This is a genomic window from Haliovirga abyssi, from assembly GCF_030295325.1.
Lineage (GTDB): Bacteria > Fusobacteriota > Fusobacteriia > Fusobacteriales > Haliovirgaceae > Haliovirga > Haliovirga abyssi.
The window spans coordinates 825,237-850,317 of the sequence record NZ_AP027059.1; the positions used below are offsets into that span (position 1 = coordinate 825,237).

The window sequence follows — 25,081 nt, forward strand, 5'->3', positions numbered from 1 at the left end:
ATGAAATAGAATGACTATATTTTTAACAGCAATATTGTTTATATTAGCGGTACTTTTAATAGTATTAGTTTTGATTCAACCAGATAAAAGCCATGGGTTAGCAAGTTCATTTGGTGGTGGAGCTGCAAGTTCATATTTTGGAGTTTCAAATGACGGCGGACCGTTAGCTAGAGCAACTGAAATCGTGGCAGCTTTATTTGTAATCGTGGCATTAGTATTATATGTTATGGGGAATAAATAAAAAGTGCTTTATTAGGTATGCTAATCATAGCATACCTACTTTTTTAATACTATATAATTAATTATATAGTATTAAAAAAGTAGGTGAGAAGTTATAAATAATTATGTTCAAAGTTTTAGAAAAAGAGGGAATAGACCATTTTTTTAAGATATAAACTTTTTTATAACAGATTATCACTAATTTTAAAATTTAAGGTGAATAAAATGGATTTGAAAAAAATTAGTATTAAAAATATAGTTGTTATTATTGTAGGAATAATATATTTTGTTATTTCATATTTTATGTTTACAAATATTAGGAATAACTATTATAAAGTTTTAAAATCTAAATTTATTGATGAGAATAAGTATTCAGAAAAAAGTGCAAAGGAATATGTTGAAAAAGAAAAAGAAAGATTACTTACAGGTGCGAGAATAATAGCTTCTGATGAACAAACATACCATGCTTTTAAAAATAATATATATTTAAAAAATAAATATGTTATTTTTCCAAAGAAAATAGAGATAAAAACAACAAAATTTACTAAATATTGGCAAATAAAACTTGCTAATTTTCAAAAAAATAAATTATATGGGACTGGCAGAGGTTCGGAACCAATAGGAGTTGCATTTTATAGTGTTACATATAAATTAATGGGTAATTCTAGTGATTTTGAAAGAAAATTTATAGATAATGGAAATGAAAAGTATATAAAAGATGTGATTGCATTAAAAAATTTAGGAGGAGTAGGAAATACTTTAATACAAAAAAAAGAAAATGAGTTTTATATAAAAGCTTTAGCTCCAATAGGAAAAGATTCTAGATATTTTTATTCTTCGCCGTATGGAATAGTTGCTGTAGGAGAAAGATTAAATGGAGATTTTTTAGAAAAATTAAAAAAAGCAATAAATAGAGAAGTTATATTGTTTAATAATAACTTAATATACAGTTCAACATTATTTTATGATACAAATAGGTATCAAAATATTAGAAAAAATTTAGAAAAAACAAAAGAAAATGGAGAGTCAGTAGTAACAATATTAGGGAAAAAATATATAATCGATTGTTTCCCAATATATAATTATGATAAAGTAGTAATAGGATATATAGGAGTTTTGGATGATTTTGAAGTGCTAAATAAATTGAATTTGGAAAATAAAAAATTATTTTTAAAAATAGAGATTATAACATTTATTATATTAATAATGATAATTTATTTTGTATTAACATCTGCCTTAAGACCGCTAAATAAAATAATAGAAGTTTTACATAATATAAAAGAAGGGAATTATAAAAGAAGAATTTCAAATAAAGGTAGTTTTGGAGAATATCGAGAGTTAGTCAAAGGGATTAATGAAATTACAAACGCTGTAGATATAAGAGAAAATTCGTTAAAAAAATTAAACAGAGAGTTAGAAAATAGAGTGATGAAGAGGACAAAAGAATTAAATAATAAGAATTATGAATTAGCAAAAGCAATTGTAGAACTTAGAAAAAAAAGTAGAAAAATAAATGATGAAATGGAAATAGCTAAAAAATTACATAAAGAAATGTCTAATTTTGAAAAGCCAAATTTAAAATGTATAAATTTTTTATATAAAAATTATTCGGTAAATGGAATTGGTGGGGATTTTATTGAAATTTTGTCTATTGATGAAAATAGATATGGAGTATTTTTTGGAGATATAGCAGGGCATGGAGTTTCTGCTGCATTAATGATTAGTGCTTTGAAATTTGTAATAAGAACATATTTTAGGGAGTACAGTTCTCCAAAAGAAGCTTTATATTCTTTAAATGATATTATAAATAAAAATTTTGTAGATGGGATAACCCTTAGTTGTAGTTATTTTATTTTTAATAAAAAGAACAGCGAGGTGTTAGGATCTTTTGCATCGCAAGAAAAAGTATATATTATTGGAAAGGATAGAATAGAAAATATAAAAAATGATGCTATTATATTAGGTGTATTATCAAGTTCAGAAATAAAAGAAAGAGAAAACTTGAGATTTGAAGATAAAAAAATAAATTTGAAATTGGGAGAAAAACTATTTTTATATACAGACGGTTTGGTAGAAAATGGATATATTGATAGAGATGACCTTGAAGAAAAATTAAGATTATTGAAAAAGAGAAGTGGAAATGAAATTTTAGAAAAATTTGATGAAGAAATAAAAGAAATTTTAAGTTTTGGGATAAAGGATGATACAACTATTTTAATAATAGAAAAAGAATGTTAAAAAAATAGAGTTTGGGAAAATTTTAGATAAAAAATATGTATAAATATAAAAGAAAAAAAGTTGAAGTATTGTTAAAAAAATAGAGTTATGGTATAATGGGAGAGGAAAAATGAACAATCTATTTTATTCTATTTATAAAAATAAAATGCCGTTGGCATTTAGATTTAGACCTAAAAAATTAGAGGATTATATTGGACAAAATGAGATATTATCTGAAAATAAAATATTATTTAAATTAATAAAAAAAAAAAACATAGTAAATTCTATTTTTTATGGACCGCCAGGTACAGGAAAAACTTCTCTTGCAGAAGTAATATCCAATGAAGTCAATGGATATTTTGAAAATTTAAATGCTACAACGGCAACAGTAAAAGATATAAAGAATATAGTAGAAAATGCAGAAAAAAAGCTTAAAATAGAAGGAAAACAAACTATTCTTTTTTTAGATGAAATACATAGGTTTAATAAATTACAACAGGATTCTTTGTTACCATCTACAGAAAAAGGAACAATAGTTCTCATTGGAGCAACTACTGAAAATCCATATTATACTTTAAATAATAGTTTGCTTTCAAGATGCCTGGTATTTGAATTTAATAAATTAAAAAATAAAGATATAAAACAAATAATTAGAAATGTTGAACAAAAAATAACTAATAATAATATTCAAAAAATAGATGATGAAATTATAGATTATATATCAAAATTATCAAATGGAGATGCAAGGCAAGCTATAAATTATTTGCAGTTAATTATAGATTTAGATTTAGAATTAGATATAAAAGAGATAAAAGAAATATTAGGAAAAAATCGAATTAGTTATGATAAAAAAGAAGATAAGTATAATATAATATCGGCATATATAAAGAGCATAAGAGGAAGCGACCCTGATTCATCTATATATTGGCTTGCTAAAATGTTGGTTGGAGGAGAAGACCCTAAATATATAGCAAGACGTTTAATGATTTTAGCAGCAGAAGATATAGGGTTAGCTAATCCAGATGCATTAGTAATCGCTAATGCTGCATTAAATGCTGCAAAAGAGATTGGAATGCCAGAGATAAGAATAATTTTATCAGAGGCTACAATATATTTAGCAATATCAACAAAAAGTAATAGTAGTTATGAAGCTATAAACAATGCAATTAAAGATGTTGAAAGTGGAATAAATTATGAAGTTCCAAAACATCTTTTAAATATACCTGATTCTGGATATAAATACCCTCATTCATTTGAAGGGAATTTTGTTAATCAAAAATATGTAGGAAATAAAGTTTTTTATTATAAAGCGGGGAATAATAAAAATGAGAATATGATAATGAAAAAATTAAAAAAAATGTGGGAGTGGGACAATGAATGATTTTTTTGGTGTTTATCTAAAGGAGGCAAGAGAAGCAAAAGGAATAACAATTGAAGAGATAGCAAAAGAGACAAAAATACAAAAAAGATATTTAGAGGCGTTAGAGGCAGAAGAGTTTGAAGAAATACCAGGGGAAACTTATATTAGGGGGTTTTTAAAAAATTATTCTACATTTGTAGGATTAGATGTAAAGGAAGTTATTCAGAAATATGAGGAAACAAAAAAAACTCATGTGGAGTTAGAAGAAGAAAAGATAGTAAAAACAATAGAAAATAATAAGAAAAATTTTATTATTGGTGGAATATTATTATTGGTAATATTGATTTTTATAATTTTATTTGAAATTTCAAATAAAAAGGAGATTAAAATTGGGAAAAAAGAGGTTGAAACTTCAAATATAATTAGTAAAAAAGTAGTTGAAAAAAAAAATAGTGAAAATGGTGGCAACATCAAATTTAAAATAGTCGCATTTAATTTGATAAAAATAAAAGCAGAAAAAAAAAGTTGGATAGTTATAATGGAAAATAAAAAAAATAAATTTTCTGGTTTTTTAGAAAAAAATAAAAGCATAAATCTAAAAACAAAAAATAAAGTTATTATTAAAGTATATAAAAAAGGCAAAATTATAGTTGATTATAATGGAAAAAGAGAAGATTTAGGAAATGATAAGAAAGATATTTGGAAGGAGTTTTAAATTGGGTAAAAAGTGTAGTGTATTAGAGATAATGGATATAAATGAAGTTTTAGAAAAATATGTAGAAAACATAGAGTTTGAAAATATGAAAAAAATAGAACAACATATGAAAAGATATTTTAAAGAATATTTAACTATGGAAAACATGAATATAATTGATTCGACATTATTAGAAAAATTATTATTAAAAGCTGTTAGGGAGGAGCAATAATGGCATTGAAAGCGGTTAGAGGAACGAAAGATATATATGGAATTGATTCTGAAAAATTTAGAGAAATAGTAAATAAAGCTGTAGAAATTTTTAATAATTATAATTATGAACAGATAATTACTCCAATTTTTGAAGAAACTTCTCTTTTTCAAAGAGGAATTGGAGAAGGAACAGATATTGTAGATAAAGAGATGTATACATTTATAGATAAAGGAAAAAGAAGTATCACTCTTAGGCCAGAAGGGACAGCTTCTGTTGTAAGGGCATTTTTAGAACATAAAATGTATGGGGAAAAAAAATTAAAAAGGTTCTTTTATTATGGACCAATGTTTAGATATGAAAGACCTCAAACAGGTAGATATAGAGAATTTAATCAAGTGGGAGTAGAGGCTATTGGAAGCTATTCACCAGTTTTAGATGCTGAGATTATTGCAATGGGATATGATTTTTTAAAAAAAATAGGTATAAATGATATAGAAGTGCAAATAAATTCAGTAGGATGTCCAGTTTGTAGGAAAATTTATAGGGATAAATTAAAATCATTTTTAGAAACTAAATATGATAATTTATGTGAAGATTGTAAAATTAGGTATGAAAAAAATCCTCTTAGAGTTTTGGATTGTAAAGTAGAATCTTGTAAAAAAGAAACTGCAGAAGCTCCTATTATAATCGATTATTTGGATAAAGATTGTAAAGAACATTTTGAGGAAGTAAAAAAATACTTAGATATATTTAAAGTACCATATAAAATAAATCCTAGATTAGTAAGAGGGCTAGATTATTATACAAATACAGTTTTTGAGATAGTGACAAATAAATTAGGTGCACAAGGGACTGTATTAGCTGGTGGGAGATATAACAATTTGATAAATGAAATGGGAAGTAAAGATGTTCCATCAGTAGGGTTTGCAGCTGGGATAGAAAGACTTATGATGCTTGTAGATAAAGAAGCAGATGAAATAGAAAAGGGTGTTTATTTAGCTTGGATAGGTGAAAATGTCAAAGAATATGCTTTTTTTATATCAAAAATTTTAAGAGAAAATGGTATAAAAGTTATTATAGATTTTGAAGAGAAAAGCATGAAAGCTAATATGAAAAAGGCTTCTAAATCTAAAGTTACACATGCTGTAATTATAGGAGAAGATGAAAAGAAAACGAAAAATATGATATTGAAAGATTTAGAAACAGGAGAACAAGAACTGTATGATTTAGAAAATATTATAATTAAACTGAAATAAATAATTTAAAAATAAGAATATAGGGGAGGAATGGTAATAAATGTATTATAGAACGCACGCTCTTAATGAATTGAGTAAAAAAAATATTGGAGAAAAAGTAACACTTTCAGGATGGATAAATACAAGAAGAGATCATGGAGGGGTAATATTTATTGATTTAAGAGATAGAACAGGAATGACGCAAATAGTTTTTAATCCTGAATACAATGCAGAAGTACATAGTAAAGCTCATGGACTTAGAAGTGAATATGTACTAAAAGTTCAAGGAGAAGTAAAAGCTAGAGATGAGATAAATATAAATCCTAATTTAAAAACAGGAGAGGTAGAAGTTTTTATAAATGAATTAGAAATTTTAAACAAATCAGAAGTTTTACCTTTTGAAATAGATGATAATACAACAGTTAATGAAAATATTAGATTAAAATATAGATATCTTGATATGAGAAAACCTAAAATGTATAATAATTTACTAAAAAGAAGCAAAATGATAAATTCTATGAGAAACTTTTTTATGGAAGAAGATTTTTTAGAAGTAGACACACCAGTATTAACTAAATCTACTCCAGAAGGAGCTAGAGATTTTTTAGTTCCAAGTAGAATGAATGAAGGGAAATTTTATGCATTACCTCAATCTCCACAACTATTTAAACAAATATTAATGGTTGGTGGAATAGAGAGATATTATCAAATAGCAAAATGTTTCAGAGATGAAGATTTAAGAGCAGATAGACAACCAGAATTTACACAAGTGGATGTAGAGCTGTCATTTGTTACAGAAAATGAGATTATGGATATGATGGAAAAATTATCTAAAAAAATAGCTAAAGATGTTGTTGATGTAGATATTGATTATAAATTTGAAAAATTAGATTATAATATAGCAATGGAAAAATATGGTTCAGATAAACCAGATACAAGATTTGGATTAGAATTAGTTGATTTAACAGATATAGCCAAAGAATGTGACTTTAAAGTATTTAGAACAGTTGCACAAAAAGGCGGATTAGTAAAAGGAATTAATGCAAAAGCTGGTTCAGGAAAATTATCAAGAAAAATAATAGATGATTTGACAAAATTTGTATCTATTTATGGAGCAAAAGGGTTAGCTTGGATAAAAATTAATGAAGATGGAAGTTATGCTTCTGTAATAACTAAATTTTTCTCTGAAGAACAAGTGGAACAACTTGTTAAGAGAATGAATGGAGAACCTGGAGATATATTATTTTTTGTTGCAGATAAACCAAAAGTTGTATATGATTCTTTAGGAAATTTAAGATTACAATTAGGAGAAAAATTAGATTTGATAAACAAAGATGAATATAAATTCTTATGGGTTGTAGATTTTCCTCTTTTAGAGTGGAGTGAAGAAGAAAAAAGATATAAAGCACAACATCATCCATTTACAGCAATAAAATCTGAAGATATGGATTTAATGGAAACAGCTCCAGAAAAAATAAGAACTGTAAGTTATGATTTAGTATTAAATGGAAATGAAGTTGGTGGAGGAAGTCTTAGAATTCATCAAGAAGAAACACAAGAAAAAGTGTTTAAGTTATTGGGATTGGAAAAGGAAGAAGCAGAAGAAAAATTTGGATTTTTCTTAAACGCTTTTAAATATGGAGCACCACCTCATGGCGGTATTGCGTTTGGATTAGATAGATTTTTAATGGTATTGCTAAAAGAACAATCAATAAGAGAAGTTATACCATTTCCTAAAACGCAAAAAGGCCAATGTCTAATGACAGAAGCTCCTTCGGGAGTAGAATTTACACAATTAAGAGAATTAAACTTAAAGAGTACATTAAAGAAAAATTAAAAATAATTAAAAATAATTAAAAAATATTTCTGGGTTGTTCGCTTCTTTTTTGATATTTTGGCCTAATACCATATATCCGGAAACTAGCTCTTAATATTGTAACTCGGGTTAGTCACGATAGTTTTAACACAGGCTATACGGACTCCGTATGCATTATTAATCTGATTCCACCGTGTCCTTGAAGGACCAAAACAAAAAAAAGATGACGGCAACCTGGATAAATTACCAGTAAAAATTATTAGTAATAGTTTTTACTGGTAATTTGTTTATAAAACAATAGTTTTTATGATAAAATTTTATACTGGAGGAAAAAATGTTATTAAAAGAAAAAATTAAAAATTTAATAATTGAAGTTTTAAAAAATAAAAAAATAGAGTTAATAGAGTTTGAAGTAGAAAAACCAAAAGAAGAAAAATTTGGAGATTTTTCTTCAAATATTGCTATGAAATTAGCTAAAATATTGAGAAAATCACCAAGAGATATTGCAAATGATTTAAAAGAAGAGTTAGAAAAGAAAGATGAATTTAAAAAGGTAGAAATAGCAGGAGCTGGATTTATAAATTTTTATTTAAAAAATGATATTATTTTAGGGATATTAGAAGAAGTATTAAAAACAAAAGATGATTTTGGGAAATTGGAAATTGGAGAAAACAAAAAGGTTATGGTTGAATATATAAGTGCTAATCCAACAGGACACTTGCATGTGGGGCATGGAAGAGGGGCTGTAGTTGGAGATGTTATTGCAAACAGTTTGATTGCTGCAGGATATGATGTTTTGAAAGAATATTATATAAATGATGCAGGTAAGCAAATTGAAAATTTATCTAAATCAGTATATTTAAGATATAAAGAGGTTCTTGGAGAAAAAATAGATTTTTTAGACAATGGATATAATGGAGAGTATATTTACGATATAGCAAGAGAAATTAAAGATAAATATTCAGGAGAAAAAAATAAAGAATTTGATAGTGTAAAAGATTTCTTTACTGAATATTCTTTAGAGTGGTGTTTAAGCTCAATAAAAAAAGATCTGAATGATTTTGGAATAAAGTTTGATAATTGGTTTAGTGAAAAAAGTTTATATGAAGATAATAAAGTTTTGGAAACTATGAAAGAACTTGAAGAGAAGAAATTTATATATGAAAAAGATGGAGCTAAATGGTTTAAAACTACAGATTTTGGAGATGATAAAGATAGAGTTGTAATTAGAGACAATGGAACTACAACTTATTATGCTTCAGATATTGCTTATCATGAAAATAAAATAAAAAGAGGCTATACAAAGTTAATTGACGTTTGGGGAGCAGATCATCATGGATATGTTAAGAGAGTGAAAGCTTCATTAGAGGCTTTGGGATATAGTGAAAATGACTTAGATGTAATATTAGTTCAAATAGTAAATCTTTATAAAGATGGGCAGCCTTTTGTAATGTCAAAAAGGACAGGGAATTTTATAACTTTAAGAGAATTAATGGAAGAAGTTGGAAAAGATGCTGCTAGAATATTTTTTATAATGAGAAGCAGTGATAGTCAATTTGATTTTGATTTAGAAGCAGCAAAAGAACAGTCTTCTAGTAATCCAGCATATTACATTCAATATGCCCATGCTAGAATATGTTCAATATTAGATAAGGCAAAAATAAATCTTGACAAACCCAGAAATTATAAGCTAGAATTAATAAAAGAAGATGAAGAGATAAAACTTATAAAAAAGATGGATGAATTAAAAGAAGTAATAGAATTGGTATCTAGAAATTATGAAGTACATAGACTTGTAAAATATTCACAAGAATTAGCAGGGCTATTTCATACTTTTTATAATAAACATAAGGTATTAACAGAAGATGAAGAATTAACAGAAGCTAGATTAGCATTACTGTTAGGCGTTAAAATAACTCTAAAAAACATTCTAACTATAATGGGAGTATCAGCACCAGAAAGAATGTAAACTAGTTGGTTTTAGGGGGCAAGTATGGAAAAAATATTTGAACTGAAAATAGCTGCATATTATAAAAATATAAAAATAATAAAAAATTTAACAGAAGCAACATTAGATCTGTTTGAATTTGATTCGAATACAAATTATATGTTAAAATTAGCTGTTGCAGAAGCTTCAGCGAATATAATAGAACATGCATATAAAAAAGAAGTAGATAAAGATATAATCTATACTATAGAACAATATGATGATAAATTGGTATTTATATTTAGAGATTTTGGAATAAAAACAGACATTAAAGATATAAAAAGTAGGGAATTGGAAGAATATGAAGAGAATGGATTAGGAGTTTTTCTGATTACCTCAATAATGGATGATGTAAATTATTTTCAGTTAGAAGATGGAACAAGGCTAGAGTTGACAAAATATTTTTCAGGAGATGTAAATAATGAATAATGGTAATAAAATAAAGGTTGAAATAAAAGGAAATAGAGGATATATAATTTTAGATCAAAATATGTCTTCTAGAGAAATACGTGATTTAAGGAAAGTGTTTGAAGAGCTTGAACAGAAAGATATTATTGATATCTATATTGATATGAATAAAGTTTATCATATAGATAGTTCTGGCATTGGAATTTTTGTTATGTATTTGAAAAAATTAAAGGAAAAAAATGGTAACTTAAGTTTAATATCTCCAACAGAAGATATTAAAAGAATATTGAAGCTTGTAAATTTAATTTCTTATTTTGATATAATAGAATGATTGACTTCCCAAAAGGTATTTAGAAAGCTACCTTTTTGGGGTCTAATCATAGAATAGTAAAAAGATATTTTAATTATTTTAGATATAGTTTTAGGAGGGATAATTATGCTTGAAAAAGAAATAGTTAATAATAGAGTTATAGTTTCAATTGATATGGATTTTACAATTCAAGAAGCTAGAGAGTTAAAAAGAGAGATGAAAATATGGGAAGCAGAAGATATTATTAATGTAGTGCTAGATATGTCAAGAGTAAAATATATAGATAGTTCTGCTATTGGAGTGTTAGTAACTTTGCTTAAATATACAAAGAAACAAAATGGAAGTTTAAAATTATATTCTGTTGGGGATGATGTTATGAGAATATTAAAACTTGTAAATTTAGTATCATTTTTTGATATAACAGACAAACTTGAATAGACCTATTTATTTCTATGCAAACAATAAAATAGTAATGACTATAAAGGGGAGTTGTTCTATTTTATAATTTCTATAGAGAAATAAAGGAGGCAAAATATGAAAGTAGTATCGTTTGAATTAGGAGAGGAAAAATATGCTGTTCAAGTGAAAGAAATTGGAGAGATAATAAGAGTTCCTAAAATTGAAGAAGTTCCTAATGCAGAGGAATACATAGAAGGGGTTATAAATTTAAGGGGAGATATAGTACCAATACTTAATTTTAATGTAAAATTTAAATTGCCTCAAAAAAAACTGGATGAAGATAGTAATATTCTAATAATCAGAGAAGAAGAACAAAACGTTGGAATACTTGTAGATAAAGTAGATGAAGTTATAAATTTAAATGAAAATAAAATTGTAGAGGCACCGGAACTTTCTATAGGAATTCCAAAAGAAAGTTTTATAGGAGTTGTAAATTATTTAGGGAAATTATTAATTTTATTAGATATAAAAAAGCTTTTATCCATTACAGAAGAAGGTGAAAGAAATGGATGAAAATTTTGATATGAGTCAATTTAGAGGGGATTTTATTGAGGAAGCAAATGAAATCATAGAAAAATTAGATAAAGAACTTTTAGAATTGGAAAAAGCTCCAAAAGATTATGAACTAATAAATTCTATTTTTAGATCTATACATACTTTGAAGGGTTCATCTGCTTTTTTAAATTTTACAGTAATGGGAGAATTGGCCCATAAAATGGAGAGCTTGTTAGATAAATTGAGAAACAAAGAGATGTTTGTAGATGAAAAGATAATAAATATCTTATTAGAAGGAATAGATAAAATTAAATTAATGATAAATGATATTATGAATAATGGTAATGGGGAACAAAATATAGATGAAGTATTAAAAAAAATAATTGAATTAACTGAAAAAAAAGTTGTAAAGGAGAATTCAAAAGAAGAAAATATAGAAAGATCAATAGATACAAAAATAGATAAAATATTAGAAAATTATAATCAAGAGAATATAGAAGAAATAAAAATTAAAAATTCACAAAAAATAACTTCAATAGAAAAAGAAAAAAATATAGGCGAAGAAAAAAAGAAAATAGAATCACATTTAATAAGAGTAGATACAAGAAAAATAGATGATATTATGAATTTAGTTGGGGAACTTGTCACTGGAAGAAATAGGCTTTTACAAATAGGTTCTAAATTTAAATCAGAAGAATTAAATGAAAATTCAAATTTTATTAGTAGATTAACAACTGAATTACAGGGCTCTGTTATGAAAATGAGAATGATACCGTTAGAGAAAGTTTTTAATAAATTTCCTAGAGTAGTGAGAGATTTATCAAATAAATTAAATAAAAAAGTCGAATTTGAAGTTTCTGGACAAGATACAGAGCTAGATAGAGTAGTATCTGAAGAGATATATGAACCATTAGTTCATATGATAAGAAATGCTTTGGATCATGGAATTGAAACTCCAGAAGAAAGAATGGCAAATGGGAAAGTTGCAACAGGACTAATATCTATAAATGCCAAGCAGGAAGATAATTTTGTATTTATAGATATTAAAGATGATGGGAAAGGTATAAATTCAGATATTATAAGAAAAAAAGCTTTAGAAAAAGGAATATTAACTCAAAAAAAGATAGATAATATGGGAAAATATGATATTATTAATTTAATATTTCATCCTGGATTTTCAACAGCAGAAGAGATAACGGATATATCTGGTCGTGGAGTAGGGATGGATGTTGTAAAAACAAGCATAGGAAAACTAGGTGGAATTGTAGATGTTATAACTGAAGAGGGAAAAGGGACTACTTTTAGAGTTAGATTACCACTTACATTAGCAATAATGCCTGTATTAATAATAGGAATTTCAGATAAAAAATATGCTATACCGCTTAATAATGTAATAGAGACAAGAAGAATTAATAAAAATGAGATACAAACAATATCAGGAGAGCAATTAATATTTTTAAGAGAAAAAACTTTAAATATAGTTTATTTAAGTAGTGTATTTAATATTGAAGAATTTGAAAGAGAAGAAGAAAAAATAAATTTAGTTATAATTGGTTTTGGTGAAAAAAGAGTGGGATTAGTAATTGATGAAATGTTAGGGAAACAAGAAATTGTAATAAAACCACTTGGAAAATATTTAAATAATGTAAGTGGAATTAGTGGAACAGCAATTCTTGGAGACGGCAATATAATAATGATTTTAGATTCTAGTTTAATAGTTAATAAAGGCAAATCAAATGTAAAGATGAAAAAGATAAAATATAAAAATATAAAAAACAATGGGAAGGATTAAATGTATCGCTTTATATAGAAAAAACATTTAAAATAAAAAATATACTTAGGAACGGCTTAAAAATAACCTTCCGATTTTGTTTTAAAATACGCAATGGTTTAAGCGTTTTTATAACAAAAAATGAGAAACTTATTTTTTAAACGTTCCTTAAAGAAATAAAAAAAATATTTAGGAGGGGATAATTATGGCAATAGAGGAGAAGAGTGTAAAAGAATTACAAGTGGTGGTCTTTAAATTAGAAAATAGTTATTATGGTGTTCATATACTGCAAGTACAAGAAATAATAAAAATGGCGGATATAACAAAATTACCAAATACACCATATTTTATTGAAGGAGTGGTAAATCTTAGAGGGAAAATAATACCAGTAATGGACCTTAGAAAAAGATTCGGACTTTCTACAGTAGAGATAACAAGAGAATTTAAAATATTAATATTAAAAACAGAAGAATTAGAATTTGGAGTGTTAGTAGATGATATTTCAGAAGTGGAAAAAATTCCTGTAAATATAATTGAAAATCCGCCCAAAATAATTTCTGGAATTAATGGAGAATTTATAAATGGGATAGCTAAAACAGAGGGAAGATTGTTAATATTATTAGATATAGAAAAAATATTAAGTGTAGAGGAAAAAGAAGTATTGAAAGATATCGAATAAAAGGCGGATTTCCGCCTTTTATTTAGAATTAAGGGGAAAACAAATGAAAAAAATCATATTAATTATTAGTTATATATATTTTTTTAATATTTTATATTCTCAGGAATTAAAATTAAAAAATTATAATATGCAGTTAAAAAATATATTAAAAATAAAATCATTGAATGAGATAAGTAACGGAGAAGAAATAAATGAAAATATAAAAAAAACCTTAAATTTAAAAGTAACAAACTCAGAGATGATAGATTATTATAAAAATATTTTTAATAAAAATAAGCTGTTAATGTCTACATATGAGTATTATAGATACTATTACAAATACTATGAAAAAGGAATTATTTTAATTCAAAATTATAAAAATAAAATTTTAATATTAAGAGGTTTAGATATAAAAGTTGAAGGAATTTTAAAAGGAAAAATTAATTATAGTATGGCATATAGATTTAAAATTTATTTTGATCTAGAAAAAATTATAAAAGGTGAGTTGAGATGGTAAATTATATTTTTTTGGGAATAATAATAGTGTTAGTGATTTTATTAATAAAAGAGAGAGAAAAATCAAAAAAAGATATTAAAAAATTAATTATGAATATTAATGAGAATTTGGAAAAGATAAGTTATAAAATATATTTAAAAGTGAATGAAGAAGAAATTACAAATATGGATATAAAAACATTGGATAAAATTAAAAAAAGTGATAATGGAATACATGAGTTAAATGATGAATTTAAATTTATGAAGAAAGATAATATAGCGTACTTAAAAAGCAAGTTGTTATTAAATGAAATAAAAGAAATAACTGAAAATTTAAATTTAAAAGAAAAAGAGTTAGATTTAACTCGTGAAAAAGAATATTATTACTACAAGGATTTTTCAAAAAAATTGACCTATCTATTAAGTGAAATAGATAATCTTCCTATTTATGAAAATTTAAACTATTTTAATCCTGTAATATTAGGAATAAAAATATTGAAATATAAAATATTTTATTTAATAGATATTTTTAAAAATAGAGGGGATATAAGTATTAGAAAATATGAAATGATAAAAATGCAAGATTTTATTGAAATAATATCAGAAGAACTTGATTTTAATTTAAATGTAATTACTTCTAATGATAATATATTAAAATTAAAATTATATTTTGAAGTTGATAAAATAAAAAATTTAATTAAATTATTTTTTTATTCTATATTAAAGGAGTTTAAAATAAAAAAGGAGCTTAATTTAAAAATATGTTTAGAAGAAGATAAATTGATATTTGAATATGAATTAGGAAAAAATAATTTTAATATAGAAGATATAATAGATGAAAGTTTTATAAATTTATCAGAAATGAATGAAATGACTATTAATGTAAGTATAAAAAATGGAAATATAATTATATCGGATGATATTCGAAAAATAAAAGCAGATGATGCAATAGTAAAGAGTATAACGGTAAATTCTACATCAGAAGAGATTAGAAATGTGATGCAAACAATAATGTATGACGTTAATAGGGAAATAATATCTAATGAAAAAATCGCAGATATAAATTTAGTTGTTGATGAAATTTTACAAAATGCATTAGAACATGGGAACAAATATGAATTAGAAAAAAAGATAGTGGTGACTTATACTATTAATAATAGTGACTTTATAATAGAGGTATTAGATGAGGGCGATGGATTTGAATATGATGAAAAAAAAGGTATGGATATATTAGGGGAAAGAGGAAGAGGAATATTTTTAATAAAACAACTTTCAAAAAAAATAGAGTATTCTGAAAATGGAAGGAAAATAAAAGTTGTTATTGAAAAAGAGGTGTAAAATATGTTAATAAAAAAAGAAAAAATAGAAGAAAATTTAATAATAAGATTTATAGGAAAATTATCACAAGAAGAAGTTGACAAAATTTCTGGGAGATTAATTTATGATATAGGTGAAGATAATAGTAAGAATGTTATTATTGATTTTTCAGGCTTAGAATATATTAGTAGTTTAGGAATTGCTATGCTTATAAAATTATATAAATTTACAAAAGATGAAGAAAAAAAAATGATTATATATAATCCATCTAAAGAAGTTTTGAAAATATTAAATTTAACTAGAATAGAGAAAATAATAAAAATAGAGGTGAATTAATTGAAAAAAAATGATTTGGAGTTTTTGATTATAACTGGAATGTCTGGTGCAGGGAAAACTCAAGCTATGAATTTTTTTGAAGATAGAGGATATTTTTGCATAGATAATTTGCCAGCAACTCTTTTAAGTAATTTTATTTCATTATATTTCAAAAGTAAAGGGAAAATAAAAAAATTGGCTTTTGTTATAGATATTAGAAGCTGGGGATTTTTTGAAGATTTTTTTGAAGAGATAAAAAATTTGAGAAATAATAATATTAATTATAAAATATTATTTTTAGATGCAAAAAATGAAATTTTGTTAAATAGATTTAATTTAACAAGAAGAAAGCATCCTTTAGATGTATATAATACACTTTTAAAAAATATAGAGGAAGAAAGAAGAAGATTAGAAGACTTAAGAAATATGGCAAGTATAATTATTGATACAACTAATTTAACAATAAAAAATTTGTCAGAAAAATTAGAAAATGAATTTAAAGGAGAATTTACAAAAAAATTATCTATAACTTTTATCTCTTTTGGATTTAAATATGGGATTCCTATTGACTTAGATATGATGTATGATGTTAGATTTTTACCTAATCCATTTTATGTAGAGTCTTTAAAAAAGAAAACAGGGAATGATTTAGAAGTTCAAGAATATGTTATGAAAGCAGAAGAAAGCAAAGAGTTTTTTTATAAATTACAAGATATGATAAGTTTTTTGATTCCACATTTTGAAAAAGAGAGAAAATCTCACTTAAATATAGGAATTGGGTGTACTGGCGGCAAGCACAGATCAGTTACATTTGTAAACAAATTATATGATTATTTTTCTGGTTTTGGAAAATATCAAATTAGAATTTCACATAGAGACATAAATAAATGATTTAAATATAGGGAAATAACTTGATTTTTTAGGAGTAAATTATGATAAGTTTAGATGATATTCCAGAAAATCCTGGGATTTATATTATGAAATCTAAGGGTAAAATAATATATATAGGTAAAGCAAAAATATTAAAAAGAAGAGTTATGAGTTATTTTCATAAGAACCACGATAATGCACCGAAGACTAAAGAATTAGTAAAAAAAATTGAGGATATTGATTATATTTTAACAAATAATGAGATAGAGGCTTTAATACTTGAAAATAATCTTATAAAAAAATATAGCCCAAAATATAACATAGCTTTAAAAGATGAAAAAACATACCCATATATAAAAATAACAAAAGAAAAATTTCCTAAAATAGAAATTATTAGAAGTACAAAAAGAATTAATGGCTCAAAAGAGGAATTGTTTGGACCATATCCTATGGGAGTTTATAAATTTATAAAAGCTGTAAAAAGAGTGTTAAAATTAAGAGATTGTAAAAGAGATATGACAAAAATTTATCAAAGGCCATGTTTGAAATATAATATGGGAATGTGTAGTGGTCCATGTGTATATAAGAATGTTGAGAAAGAGTATAGAGAAAAAATTGAAGAATTAAGAGATATATTAAAAGGAAAATATCAAAATTTAATAAAAGAGTTTGAAAAAAAAATGTATGAGTATTCAGAAAAATTAGAATTTGAAAAAGCTATTGTTTATAAGGAAAAGATTGAAGCAGTAAAAAATTTGAAAAATAGTTTAACAATGGAATATGGTCAAAATGTAGATGAAGATGTATTTGTAGTAGTTCAGAAAAATATGAAAATATTTATTTATATATTAAATGTAAGAGAAGGGAAAATTTTAGGTAAGAATTTTATTGATGTAGATTTAAAATTAGAAGAAAATGGAGAATTAGATAATATATTTATACAATATTATTCAAAATTTCCAATGCCTAAAAATATAATATTAGAAGAGAAATTTGAATCTAGTGCAAAGATATTAGAGAGTTGGTCTAAAATTAGCAAAACTAAAAAAATAAATATATTTTTTCCGAAAATAAAAAGCAGAAGATTAAATCTTTTAGAAATGGCAAAATTAAATTTAAATAAGGAAATTGAAAAATTTTATAATAAAAAGGAAAATTTGGAAAGAGGATTATATAAATTAAGAGAAGAGTTACATTTAAAAAAAATACCTATGAGAATAGAATGTTTTGATATATCAAATATTCAAGGCAAGGATGCAGTCGGTTCAATGAGTGTTGCAATAGAAGGGAAAAACATTCCAAAAGAGTATAGAAGATTTAAAATAACAGTAAAAGATACTCCTGATGATTTTAAAATGATGGAAGAGGTATTAACAAGACGGTATTCAAAGTTAAAAGAGTATGAACTTCCACAATTAATTTTAATAGATGGTGGATTAGGACAACTTGGAATAGCGGAAAAAGTATTAAAGAGTGTAGGTAAGTTTGAATATTTGGATATTATAAGTATAGCAAAACGGGAAGAATTAATATATAAAGCTGAGGAAAAAGAACCTTATGTTTTTTTGAAAAGTGAAGAGGCATTAAAAATTTTACAAAGATTAAGAGATGAATCGCATAGATTTGGAATAACTTATCATAGAAAACTGAGGAGTAAAAGAGTTTTGAAAAGTGAATTAGATGATATAAAAGGGATTGGAACAATAAGAAAAAATAGATTATTAAAGAAGTTTAAAACAGTAGAAAAAATAAAAAAAAGTAGTCTTGAAGAACTGTCGGAGATAATTCCTACAGAGATAGCAAAAAAAATATTAAAATTAAAAAATTAATTTTAAAAAGTGGGGAGATGTGGATATGAATAAAAAAAAAGTATTAGTTATTGATGATGAACTAACAATTAGATTGGTGCTTAAGGAGTTAATTGAAGATTTGGGATATGATTTTTTAGAATCGGGAAGAGCCATGCAAGGAATTGAAATTCTAAAAAACAATAAAGTTGATCTAATTTTATTAGATATACAGTTACCACAAATGAATGGATTGGAAGCAATTCAAAAAATAAGAGAAATTAATAAAGAAGTTCCTGTATTTATGATTACGGCGTTTCATAATTTAAAGGATGTTGTAGAGATGCTAGATGTAGAAATTCAAGAATTTATTTCAAAACCATTTGATTTGGAAAATTTACAAAATAAGATGAAAGAATATTTAAAAGGAGATGAATAGAATGAAAAAATATAGTTCAGAATTAAAGGCAGGTATGAAATTATTAAAACCGGTATATTATGAAAATTCAATACTTATAAATGAAGATGTAATATTAGATAGAAATGCTATAGAAAAAATAAAAAAGTTTAATATATTAGAAGTAGATATTGTAGATGAAAATGGTTTAAAAATAGAAGAAGAATTAGAAAAAGAGAATATGTTAAAAGAAGTATTTGAATTAGAATATGAGAATTCTATAGAAAAAGCAAAAGAAATATTAGAAAATGCTGTTTCTAGTGGAATAGAAGCAGAAGAGATAGAAAATATAATAGGTGAATCTATTAAAAATTTAGAATTAGATTCAGATGTTTTAATTAGAATATTACAAGGTGAAAGTGCTGCAGACTATTTATTTCAGCATTCATTAAATACGGTAATTATATCTTTATTGATTGGAGATTCTTTGGGGTATTCTAAAGAAAAGCTAGAACTATTAGGAAAAGGAGCATTATTACATGACGTTGGGATGTTAAAAATAAAAAAAGAAACATTAGAAAAATCAGAAGATTTATCTTCAGATGAAATAATGGAAATAAAGAAACATACAGCTTATGGAGAAGAAATCATTGGTGATAAAATAGAAAAAGATGTTTTGGACATAATTAAATATCATCATGAAAAAATGGATGGAACTGGATATCCAGAAGGACTAAAGGGCAATGAAATTCCTGAAATGGCAAAAGTTGTAAATATAGCAGATATTTATTGTGCGCTTATAGAAAATAGAAATTATAGAGAAAGATATGATTATTATGATGCAATGAAAATAGTGATGAAATCATCTATAAGTTTAGTTGATGATAAAATATTAAAAAGTTTTTTAAAACGTATGCCAATATATCCAATTAATACAAAAGTAATATTAAATGATGGAAGAAAAGGAGTTGTTTCAAAAGCTAGTTCAAATCCATTTAGACCAATTATTGATATAGTTACAAAAGGAGTTGCAGAGAGAATTAATTTGACAGAAGAGGGAAATTTAACTAAATATATTGTTGGAGTAGATAAATGAGAAAAATAGTAGCATTAGTATTACTTTTTTTGTTTGGTTGTAGTAACATTGTATTAAAAAAAGAAGTTAAAGAAAAAATTCCTTTTAAAATAAAAAAAGGGGATTATAAAATAGTATTAAATCATATAAAATATCCAACTAAATATGAAGAAAAAGAAGTTTTTTTTAAGAAATTTGATCTATTTTTAAAAAAAAGTTTATTGGAAAATAAAAAAGATATAATATTGTTTGATATGAGTTTTTTTAAAGATTATGAAGAGATAGAAAACAGTGGGCTTTTACCTGAAGAGAAAATTTTAACTAAAGTAGCTTCTTCTTTAAATGAAGAAGAAAAGAAAAAATTGTTAGAACTAAATAAGAAAAAATATATAGAAAAAGATCCAGTACAAGTGATTTTAAAAAATCAAATATTAAAATTAAAAAATATTTTAGAAGATTCTACTTTTGATGAGAGTAAAATATATACAGAATTAGACAAAGAAGAATTAATTAATTTATTAAGGAATAAAAGAAAGATTCTAACTAAAGTTATCAAAAAATCTAAAATAGAGATGGTAGCATTGATAAAAAATCCTTATAAAAAAATAGATAAGATAAAGAGAAAATATTATACAAAAGATATAAATTTAAATGTAAAAACAGATTTAAGAGAGGATATAAAGAAATATAAATATCCTATTCTTATAGAGAATTTGAAAGATAGCGATTTTAAATTGATTTCTAACAGTGAAATTAATTTGAACAATAAAATAATTATACTTAAAAATAGTAAATATGTTGGATATGATTATTATAAAGGAAACTATATTTTTTATTATGGTGGGGTTGAAAAACATTATTTATATAACGATTATAATATAAATGTAATCTACAAAGATGTAACTTTGAGAAAATTATTGAGAAATAGTGAGGGAATAACTTTTAAAGAATTGATTGGAGGATAAAATGATATATTTTATAATATTGGAAATAATACTATTATTTTCTTTAGTAATTTTTCAATTTGATATATATATGAAATTCATTATATTTTTGTTTATATCTTTTTCTTTAATAGTATATGAAAGTATAAGAAAAAAAGATATTAAAGAATATTTTATAAATATATTAAAGAATATTTATAATGAAAAGAGTAGCGAAACTTTAGATATAAAAGAATTTGATAATGAAGTATTAGAAGTTTATAATGAAACAATAGAAAAATTCAACAAAAAAGAGTTTGATTTAAAAGAAGCAATGACGGAAATAAATTCATATAGAAATGAATTAGAAAAAGCATATAAAAGTTTAATTGCAAAATCAACAGAATTAGAATATACAAATGACCTTTTGGAAAAAAAAGTAGGGACTTTATCAAGTCTGAATGCACTTGGGAAATCGGTATTATCAGCAATAGATGAAAATAAAGCAATCGATATATTAATAGATACATATTTTATAATGACTTCAGCAAAGAAAATTGCTGTTTTTTTATGGGAAGATGGGAATTTATTAAATAAAGCTATGAAAGGAGAAATTAATTTTGTAGATTTTAATTATGATAATAGTGAAAATATAATTGCACTAAATGCTAAAGATAAAGTAGAATATAAAGAGTTAGCTAATAAAATGATACAAGCTGGAGAAAAAGTTGTATATAGTGAAATAGCAATAAAATCTAAAGCTTTTGGGGTAATATATATTATTGAGAAAGCTGATGAGAACTCATATTTAGAAGAAAAAGATATAATTTTAGCATTATCTATGTATGCGGCTATTTCATTAAATACGTTGGGAATGTATAAAGAAATTTCTGAAAAAAAACAAATGCAGAAAGAAATTTCAATTGCTGCAGATATCCAGAGAAACTTACTGCCTTCAAATATAAAAAATGTATTTGGATTAGAAATATCTAATTATTTTAAACCGGCAAAAGAGGTTGGTGGAGATTATTATGATTATTTTTTATCTGCAGAAGGTAAATTTGGTATTACAATAGGCGATGTAAGTGGAAAAGGAATACCAGCAGCTTTATTAATGGCGTTAGTGAGATCAGTTTTAAGAGCTGTAGCTTCATATGATATTTATCCAAATATTATACTAGAGAAACTGAATAAAATCATAGAAGATGATATATCTGATGAAAGATTTATAACTCTTTTTTATAGTTTATATGATCAAGAAACAAATATGCTATATTATTCAAATGCAGGACATAATCCTTTGATTTATTATAATAAAGAAGAAGATATGATAACAGAAGAAAACGTTAAGGGAGTAGCAATAGGATTTGTTAGAAATTATAAATATAAAATAGGGGAAATAAAATTGAATAAAGGAGATGTATTAGTATATTATACAGATGGAATAACAGAGGCTGAAAATAGCAAAAAAGAACTGTTTGGTATAGATAGGTTAAAAAATATTGTTTTTAAAAATAGACTAAACTCATCAGAGAATATAAAGGCAGAGATATTAAAAGAAGTTTCTAGTTTTAGAAAAAAAGCAATTCAAAGTGATGATATAACTTTGGTTGTGGTAAAGGTAGAAAGAAGGTGAATTAAATGTATAAAAAAGCAACAATAATTACAATAACTATAGCACTATTATTATTATTGCTATTAAATACAATAATTAATAATAATAATAACAATATATATAATAATGTTATAAATGAATTTCAAATTGAAAAGAGTAAAGGCATTAATGTTTTTTTGAATAAATTAAAAGAAAATAATATTTTAAAATTAAAAGAAATATTATTTTTAAAATCAGAAAAAAGTTTAAGCAAAAATTATAATTTATATATATTTAATTTATCTGGAGATTCTGAAAAAAAATATAATAATATGAATATTTATCCTACTTTTATGGAGTTTTTTAAAATTTTAGATAATAGAAACCAGGAGAAAGAATTTGAAATTTCATATTTTATTTTAGAGGATAATTTTTTATTATTAAGAACAATAATAAAATCTAAAGATAAATATTATGTGTTAGATAGCAATTTAAAAGAAATATTATTAAAAGAATTGTCTATAAATTTTTCTGGGAAATTTCTTTTAGAAATTAATGGGAATGAATTTCCTAAGGAAAATATAGAGTACTTTAAAACAAAAGACACATGTATAGCAAAGATAGATTTGAAAAATTTAGATGGATTTAAAATAGCTACAATAAAAAACTCTGAAAATTTAAAAGAGTATTTTAAAAATTCTAATATTTATAATTTTGATATATTGATATTGATAATTATAATTGGAGTCTTAATAGTAATAACAGCATTAATTTATAACATTGGAGATGATAGAGAAAAATTAAAAATAAAAAAAATAATATCAAAACTTTTGGAAGAAGATTCTGATTTTGTAATAGAAAAAAATTATATAAAAGATAGAGGCGTACTTGGAGAAATATTTAAAAGTTTAAATAAATTAAAGGGTAAGATTTTGAGTTCTAAAAATAAAATAGATTATTATAATAAAAAATTGGAAAATTCTTATAAAGATTTAAAAAATTATACATATATTATAGAATTAAAAAATAAAGAATTACAAGACAAATTAAAATCTTTTCAATTGATAAAAAATGTATTAAACCAAGGGATAAGAGAGATATCGGAAATTAATAATTTTTTTAAATCTTTTATGAAAGAACTTTGTGAGTATAGGAATTATAAAAGAGGTGAAATAATATATAAAAATACAATTGATTTTACATATGAAAAAATAATTTATGTTTCTGGAGAAGATAAATTTATAGAAAATTCATATAATGAAAATTTGAAATATTTGATTCCAGATAGAATAATAATAAAAGAAAACTATATAGAGATTCCTTTAATAATAAAAAATAAATTTGTGGGAAGTTTAAAATTTGAAGGGATAGAATTAGACGGAAATGTAGAAAAAACTTTATCTGTGTTAACAAATGAAGTAAATTTAATATTAGAAAATTCGAACTTATATTATAAGATGGAAAGAAAAATCATGGATCTTTCATTTTTAAATAGTATAGTTCTTGCTATGTCATCGGTTAAAAATATTGGAGAAATGAAAGATATGATGGAAGATTCCATAGCAATATTATTTGGAATTAAAAACTATAAGATATTATTATATGAAAAAGGATATTTTTTAGAATTTAAACAAGTAAATGATGATATTGTAAAAATAAAAAATAGTTTAGTAGAAGAAAAAAGAGCTTTTATAGAAAAAAAATATGAAATTATAAATATAAATGGAGAATATTATATTCCATTAGTAGCAAAAGAAAATTTAATTGGAGTCATTAAATTGTTAGGAAATTTTAATTTGAAAAAATTAGATGATAATATAGTTAAAATATTTTTAACACAAATATCTATAATATTACAAAATAACTTTATGATGTTAGAGCATAAAAAGCAAAATTTTAATATTATAAAAAGTTTAGCACAGTCAATAGATGAAAAAGATACCTATACTCGTGGGCACTCTGAACGTGTTATGGAATATGCAGTATCAATTTCAAAAAAGATGGATTTATCAAAAGAGTTTATTGAAAAGATTAGATATGCAGGTATTTTACATGATGTAGGTAAAATTGGAATTCCTGAAAATATTCTTCAGAAAAAAGGAAAATTAACAGACTATGAATATAATATTATAAAGCAACATCCTGAAAAAGGAGTAAAAATATTATCTCACATAAGCGAATTAGATGAAATTATAGATATGGTAAAGTATCATCATGAAAGACCAGATGGGCTAGGATATCCAGAAGGATTAAAAGGAATAGAAATACCTTTTGGAGCTAGAATTTTAGCTGTAGCAGATACATTTGATGCTATGACATCAGATAGACCATATAGAAAAGGGTTATCAATTGATATAGCTAAAAAAGAGTTAGAAAAATATGCAGGCACTCAATTTGACGAAGAAATAGCTAAAGTAGCTATACAAATGATAGAAACTGGAGAATTAAAAATTAAGGGGTAAAAA

General features: G+C 24.2%; 24 protein-coding genes. All 24 read left to right on the forward strand.

What is annotated here, in order from left to right; genetic code table 11:
- Positions 1-10: 10 nt before the first annotated feature.
- The 24 genes from secG (at position 11) to RDY08_RS03790 (ending at position 25,078) form a co-directional block, all read left to right on the forward strand.
- Positions 11-241 carry a preprotein translocase subunit SecG gene (gene secG, locus RDY08_RS03675; RefSeq protein WP_307905075.1) on the forward strand — a complete coding sequence of 77 codons (231 nt, stop codon included), beginning with the start codon at positions 11-13 and terminating at the stop codon, positions 239-241.
- Positions 242-444: 203 nt separating this feature from the next.
- Positions 445-2,457 carry a SpoIIE family protein phosphatase gene (locus tag RDY08_RS03680; protein WP_307905076.1) on the forward strand — a complete coding sequence of 671 codons (2,013 nt, stop codon included), beginning with the start codon at positions 445-447 and terminating at the stop codon, positions 2,455-2,457.
- Positions 2,458-2,566: 109 nt separating this feature from the next.
- Positions 2,567-3,817: a replication-associated recombination protein A gene (locus tag RDY08_RS03685; protein WP_307905077.1), complete on the forward strand. Its 1,251-nt coding sequence runs from the start codon at positions 2,567-2,569 to the stop codon at positions 3,815-3,817.
- The gene (locus RDY08_RS03690) at positions 3,810-4,511 is read left to right on the forward strand and encodes a helix-turn-helix domain-containing protein (RefSeq protein WP_307905078.1); all 702 of its coding nucleotides are present in this window, start codon (positions 3,810-3,812) and stop codon (positions 4,509-4,511) included. Before RDY08_RS03685 ends, RDY08_RS03690 begins: the two co-directional genes overlap by 8 nt.
- A gap of 1 nt (position 4,512) precedes the next feature.
- The gene (locus RDY08_RS03695; RefSeq protein ID WP_307905079.1) at positions 4,513-4,722 is read left to right on the forward strand and encodes a hypothetical protein; all 210 of its coding nucleotides are present in this window, start codon (positions 4,513-4,515) and stop codon (positions 4,720-4,722) included.
- A complete protein-coding gene (hisS, locus tag RDY08_RS03700; protein ID WP_307905440.1) occupies positions 4,719-5,960 on the forward strand; it encodes a histidine--tRNA ligase in 1,242 nt (413 codons plus the stop codon). Before RDY08_RS03695 ends, hisS begins: the two co-directional genes overlap by 4 nt.
- A 40-nt stretch (positions 5,961-6,000) precedes the next feature.
- Complete coding sequence (gene aspS, locus RDY08_RS03705) at positions 6,001-7,776, forward strand: aspartate--tRNA ligase (RefSeq protein ID WP_307905080.1); 1,776 nt, start codon at positions 6,001-6,003, stop codon at positions 7,774-7,776.
- Between the two features lie 313 nt (positions 7,777-8,089).
- The gene (gene argS, locus RDY08_RS03710) at positions 8,090-9,724 is read left to right on the forward strand and encodes an arginine--tRNA ligase (RefSeq protein ID WP_307905081.1); all 1,635 of its coding nucleotides are present in this window, start codon (positions 8,090-8,092) and stop codon (positions 9,722-9,724) included.
- A gap of 24 nt (positions 9,725-9,748) precedes the next feature.
- Positions 9,749-10,171 carry an ATP-binding protein gene (locus RDY08_RS03715; protein WP_307905082.1) on the forward strand — a complete coding sequence of 141 codons (423 nt, stop codon included), beginning with the start codon at positions 9,749-9,751 and terminating at the stop codon, positions 10,169-10,171.
- Positions 10,164-10,481: an STAS domain-containing protein gene (locus RDY08_RS03720; protein ID WP_307905083.1), complete on the forward strand. Its 318-nt coding sequence runs from the start codon at positions 10,164-10,166 to the stop codon at positions 10,479-10,481. The genes RDY08_RS03715 and RDY08_RS03720 overlap by 8 nt, the downstream gene beginning before the upstream one ends.
- A 105-nt stretch (positions 10,482-10,586) precedes the next feature.
- The gene (locus tag RDY08_RS03725; RefSeq protein ID WP_307905084.1) at positions 10,587-10,898 is read left to right on the forward strand and encodes an STAS domain-containing protein; all 312 of its coding nucleotides are present in this window, start codon (positions 10,587-10,589) and stop codon (positions 10,896-10,898) included.
- Positions 10,899-10,994: 96 nt separating this feature from the next.
- On the forward strand, positions 10,995-11,432 hold the full coding sequence (locus RDY08_RS03730) for a chemotaxis protein CheW (RefSeq protein ID WP_307905085.1): 438 nt from the start codon (positions 10,995-10,997) through the stop codon (positions 11,430-11,432).
- The gene (locus tag RDY08_RS03735; protein ID WP_307905086.1) at positions 11,425-13,206 is read left to right on the forward strand and encodes a chemotaxis protein CheA; all 1,782 of its coding nucleotides are present in this window, start codon (positions 11,425-11,427) and stop codon (positions 13,204-13,206) included. Before RDY08_RS03730 ends, RDY08_RS03735 begins: the two co-directional genes overlap by 8 nt.
- A gap of 184 nt (positions 13,207-13,390) precedes the next feature.
- Positions 13,391-13,864, forward strand: coding sequence for a chemotaxis protein CheW (locus tag RDY08_RS03740; protein ID WP_307905087.1), 474 nt, complete (start codon positions 13,391-13,393; stop codon positions 13,862-13,864).
- A gap of 43 nt (positions 13,865-13,907) precedes the next feature.
- Complete coding sequence (locus tag RDY08_RS03745) at positions 13,908-14,360, forward strand: hypothetical protein (protein WP_307905088.1); 453 nt, start codon at positions 13,908-13,910, stop codon at positions 14,358-14,360.
- Positions 14,354-15,676 carry an ATP-binding protein gene (locus RDY08_RS03750; RefSeq protein WP_307905089.1) on the forward strand — a complete coding sequence of 441 codons (1,323 nt, stop codon included), beginning with the start codon at positions 14,354-14,356 and terminating at the stop codon, positions 15,674-15,676. Before RDY08_RS03745 ends, RDY08_RS03750 begins: the two co-directional genes overlap by 7 nt.
- Positions 15,677-15,679: 3 nt before the next feature.
- Positions 15,680-15,991, forward strand: coding sequence for an STAS domain-containing protein (locus tag RDY08_RS03755; protein WP_307905090.1), 312 nt, complete (start codon positions 15,680-15,682; stop codon positions 15,989-15,991).
- Positions 15,992-16,861 carry an RNase adapter RapZ gene (gene rapZ / locus RDY08_RS03760; RefSeq protein ID WP_307905091.1) on the forward strand — a complete coding sequence of 290 codons (870 nt, stop codon included), beginning with the start codon at positions 15,992-15,994 and terminating at the stop codon, positions 16,859-16,861. It begins immediately after the preceding gene.
- A 41-nt stretch (positions 16,862-16,902) separates the two neighbouring features.
- The gene (uvrC, locus tag RDY08_RS03765; RefSeq protein WP_307905092.1) at positions 16,903-18,669 is read left to right on the forward strand and encodes an excinuclease ABC subunit UvrC; all 1,767 of its coding nucleotides are present in this window, start codon (positions 16,903-16,905) and stop codon (positions 18,667-18,669) included.
- A gap of 25 nt (positions 18,670-18,694) precedes the next feature.
- Positions 18,695-19,066, forward strand: coding sequence for a response regulator (locus RDY08_RS03770; RefSeq protein WP_307905093.1), 372 nt, complete (start codon positions 18,695-18,697; stop codon positions 19,064-19,066).
- Position 19,067: 1 nt separating this feature from the next.
- Positions 19,068-20,120 (forward strand): HD-GYP domain-containing protein, encoded by a 1,053-nt coding sequence (locus RDY08_RS03775; protein WP_307905094.1) that lies wholly within the window; start codon positions 19,068-19,070, stop codon positions 20,118-20,120.
- Entirely contained in the window at positions 20,117-21,064 is a 948-nt protein-coding gene (locus RDY08_RS03780) for a hypothetical protein (protein ID WP_307905095.1), read from the forward strand. The genes RDY08_RS03775 and RDY08_RS03780 overlap by 4 nt, the downstream gene beginning before the upstream one ends.
- A 1-nt stretch (position 21,065) precedes the next feature.
- Entirely contained in the window at positions 21,066-22,658 is a 1,593-nt protein-coding gene (locus RDY08_RS03785) for a PP2C family protein-serine/threonine phosphatase (protein ID WP_307905096.1), read from the forward strand.
- Positions 22,659-22,663: 5 nt separating this feature from the next.
- Positions 22,664-25,078 carry an HD-GYP domain-containing protein gene (locus RDY08_RS03790; RefSeq protein WP_307905097.1) on the forward strand — a complete coding sequence of 805 codons (2,415 nt, stop codon included), beginning with the start codon at positions 22,664-22,666 and terminating at the stop codon, positions 25,076-25,078.
- Positions 25,079-25,081: the final 3 nt, after the last annotated feature.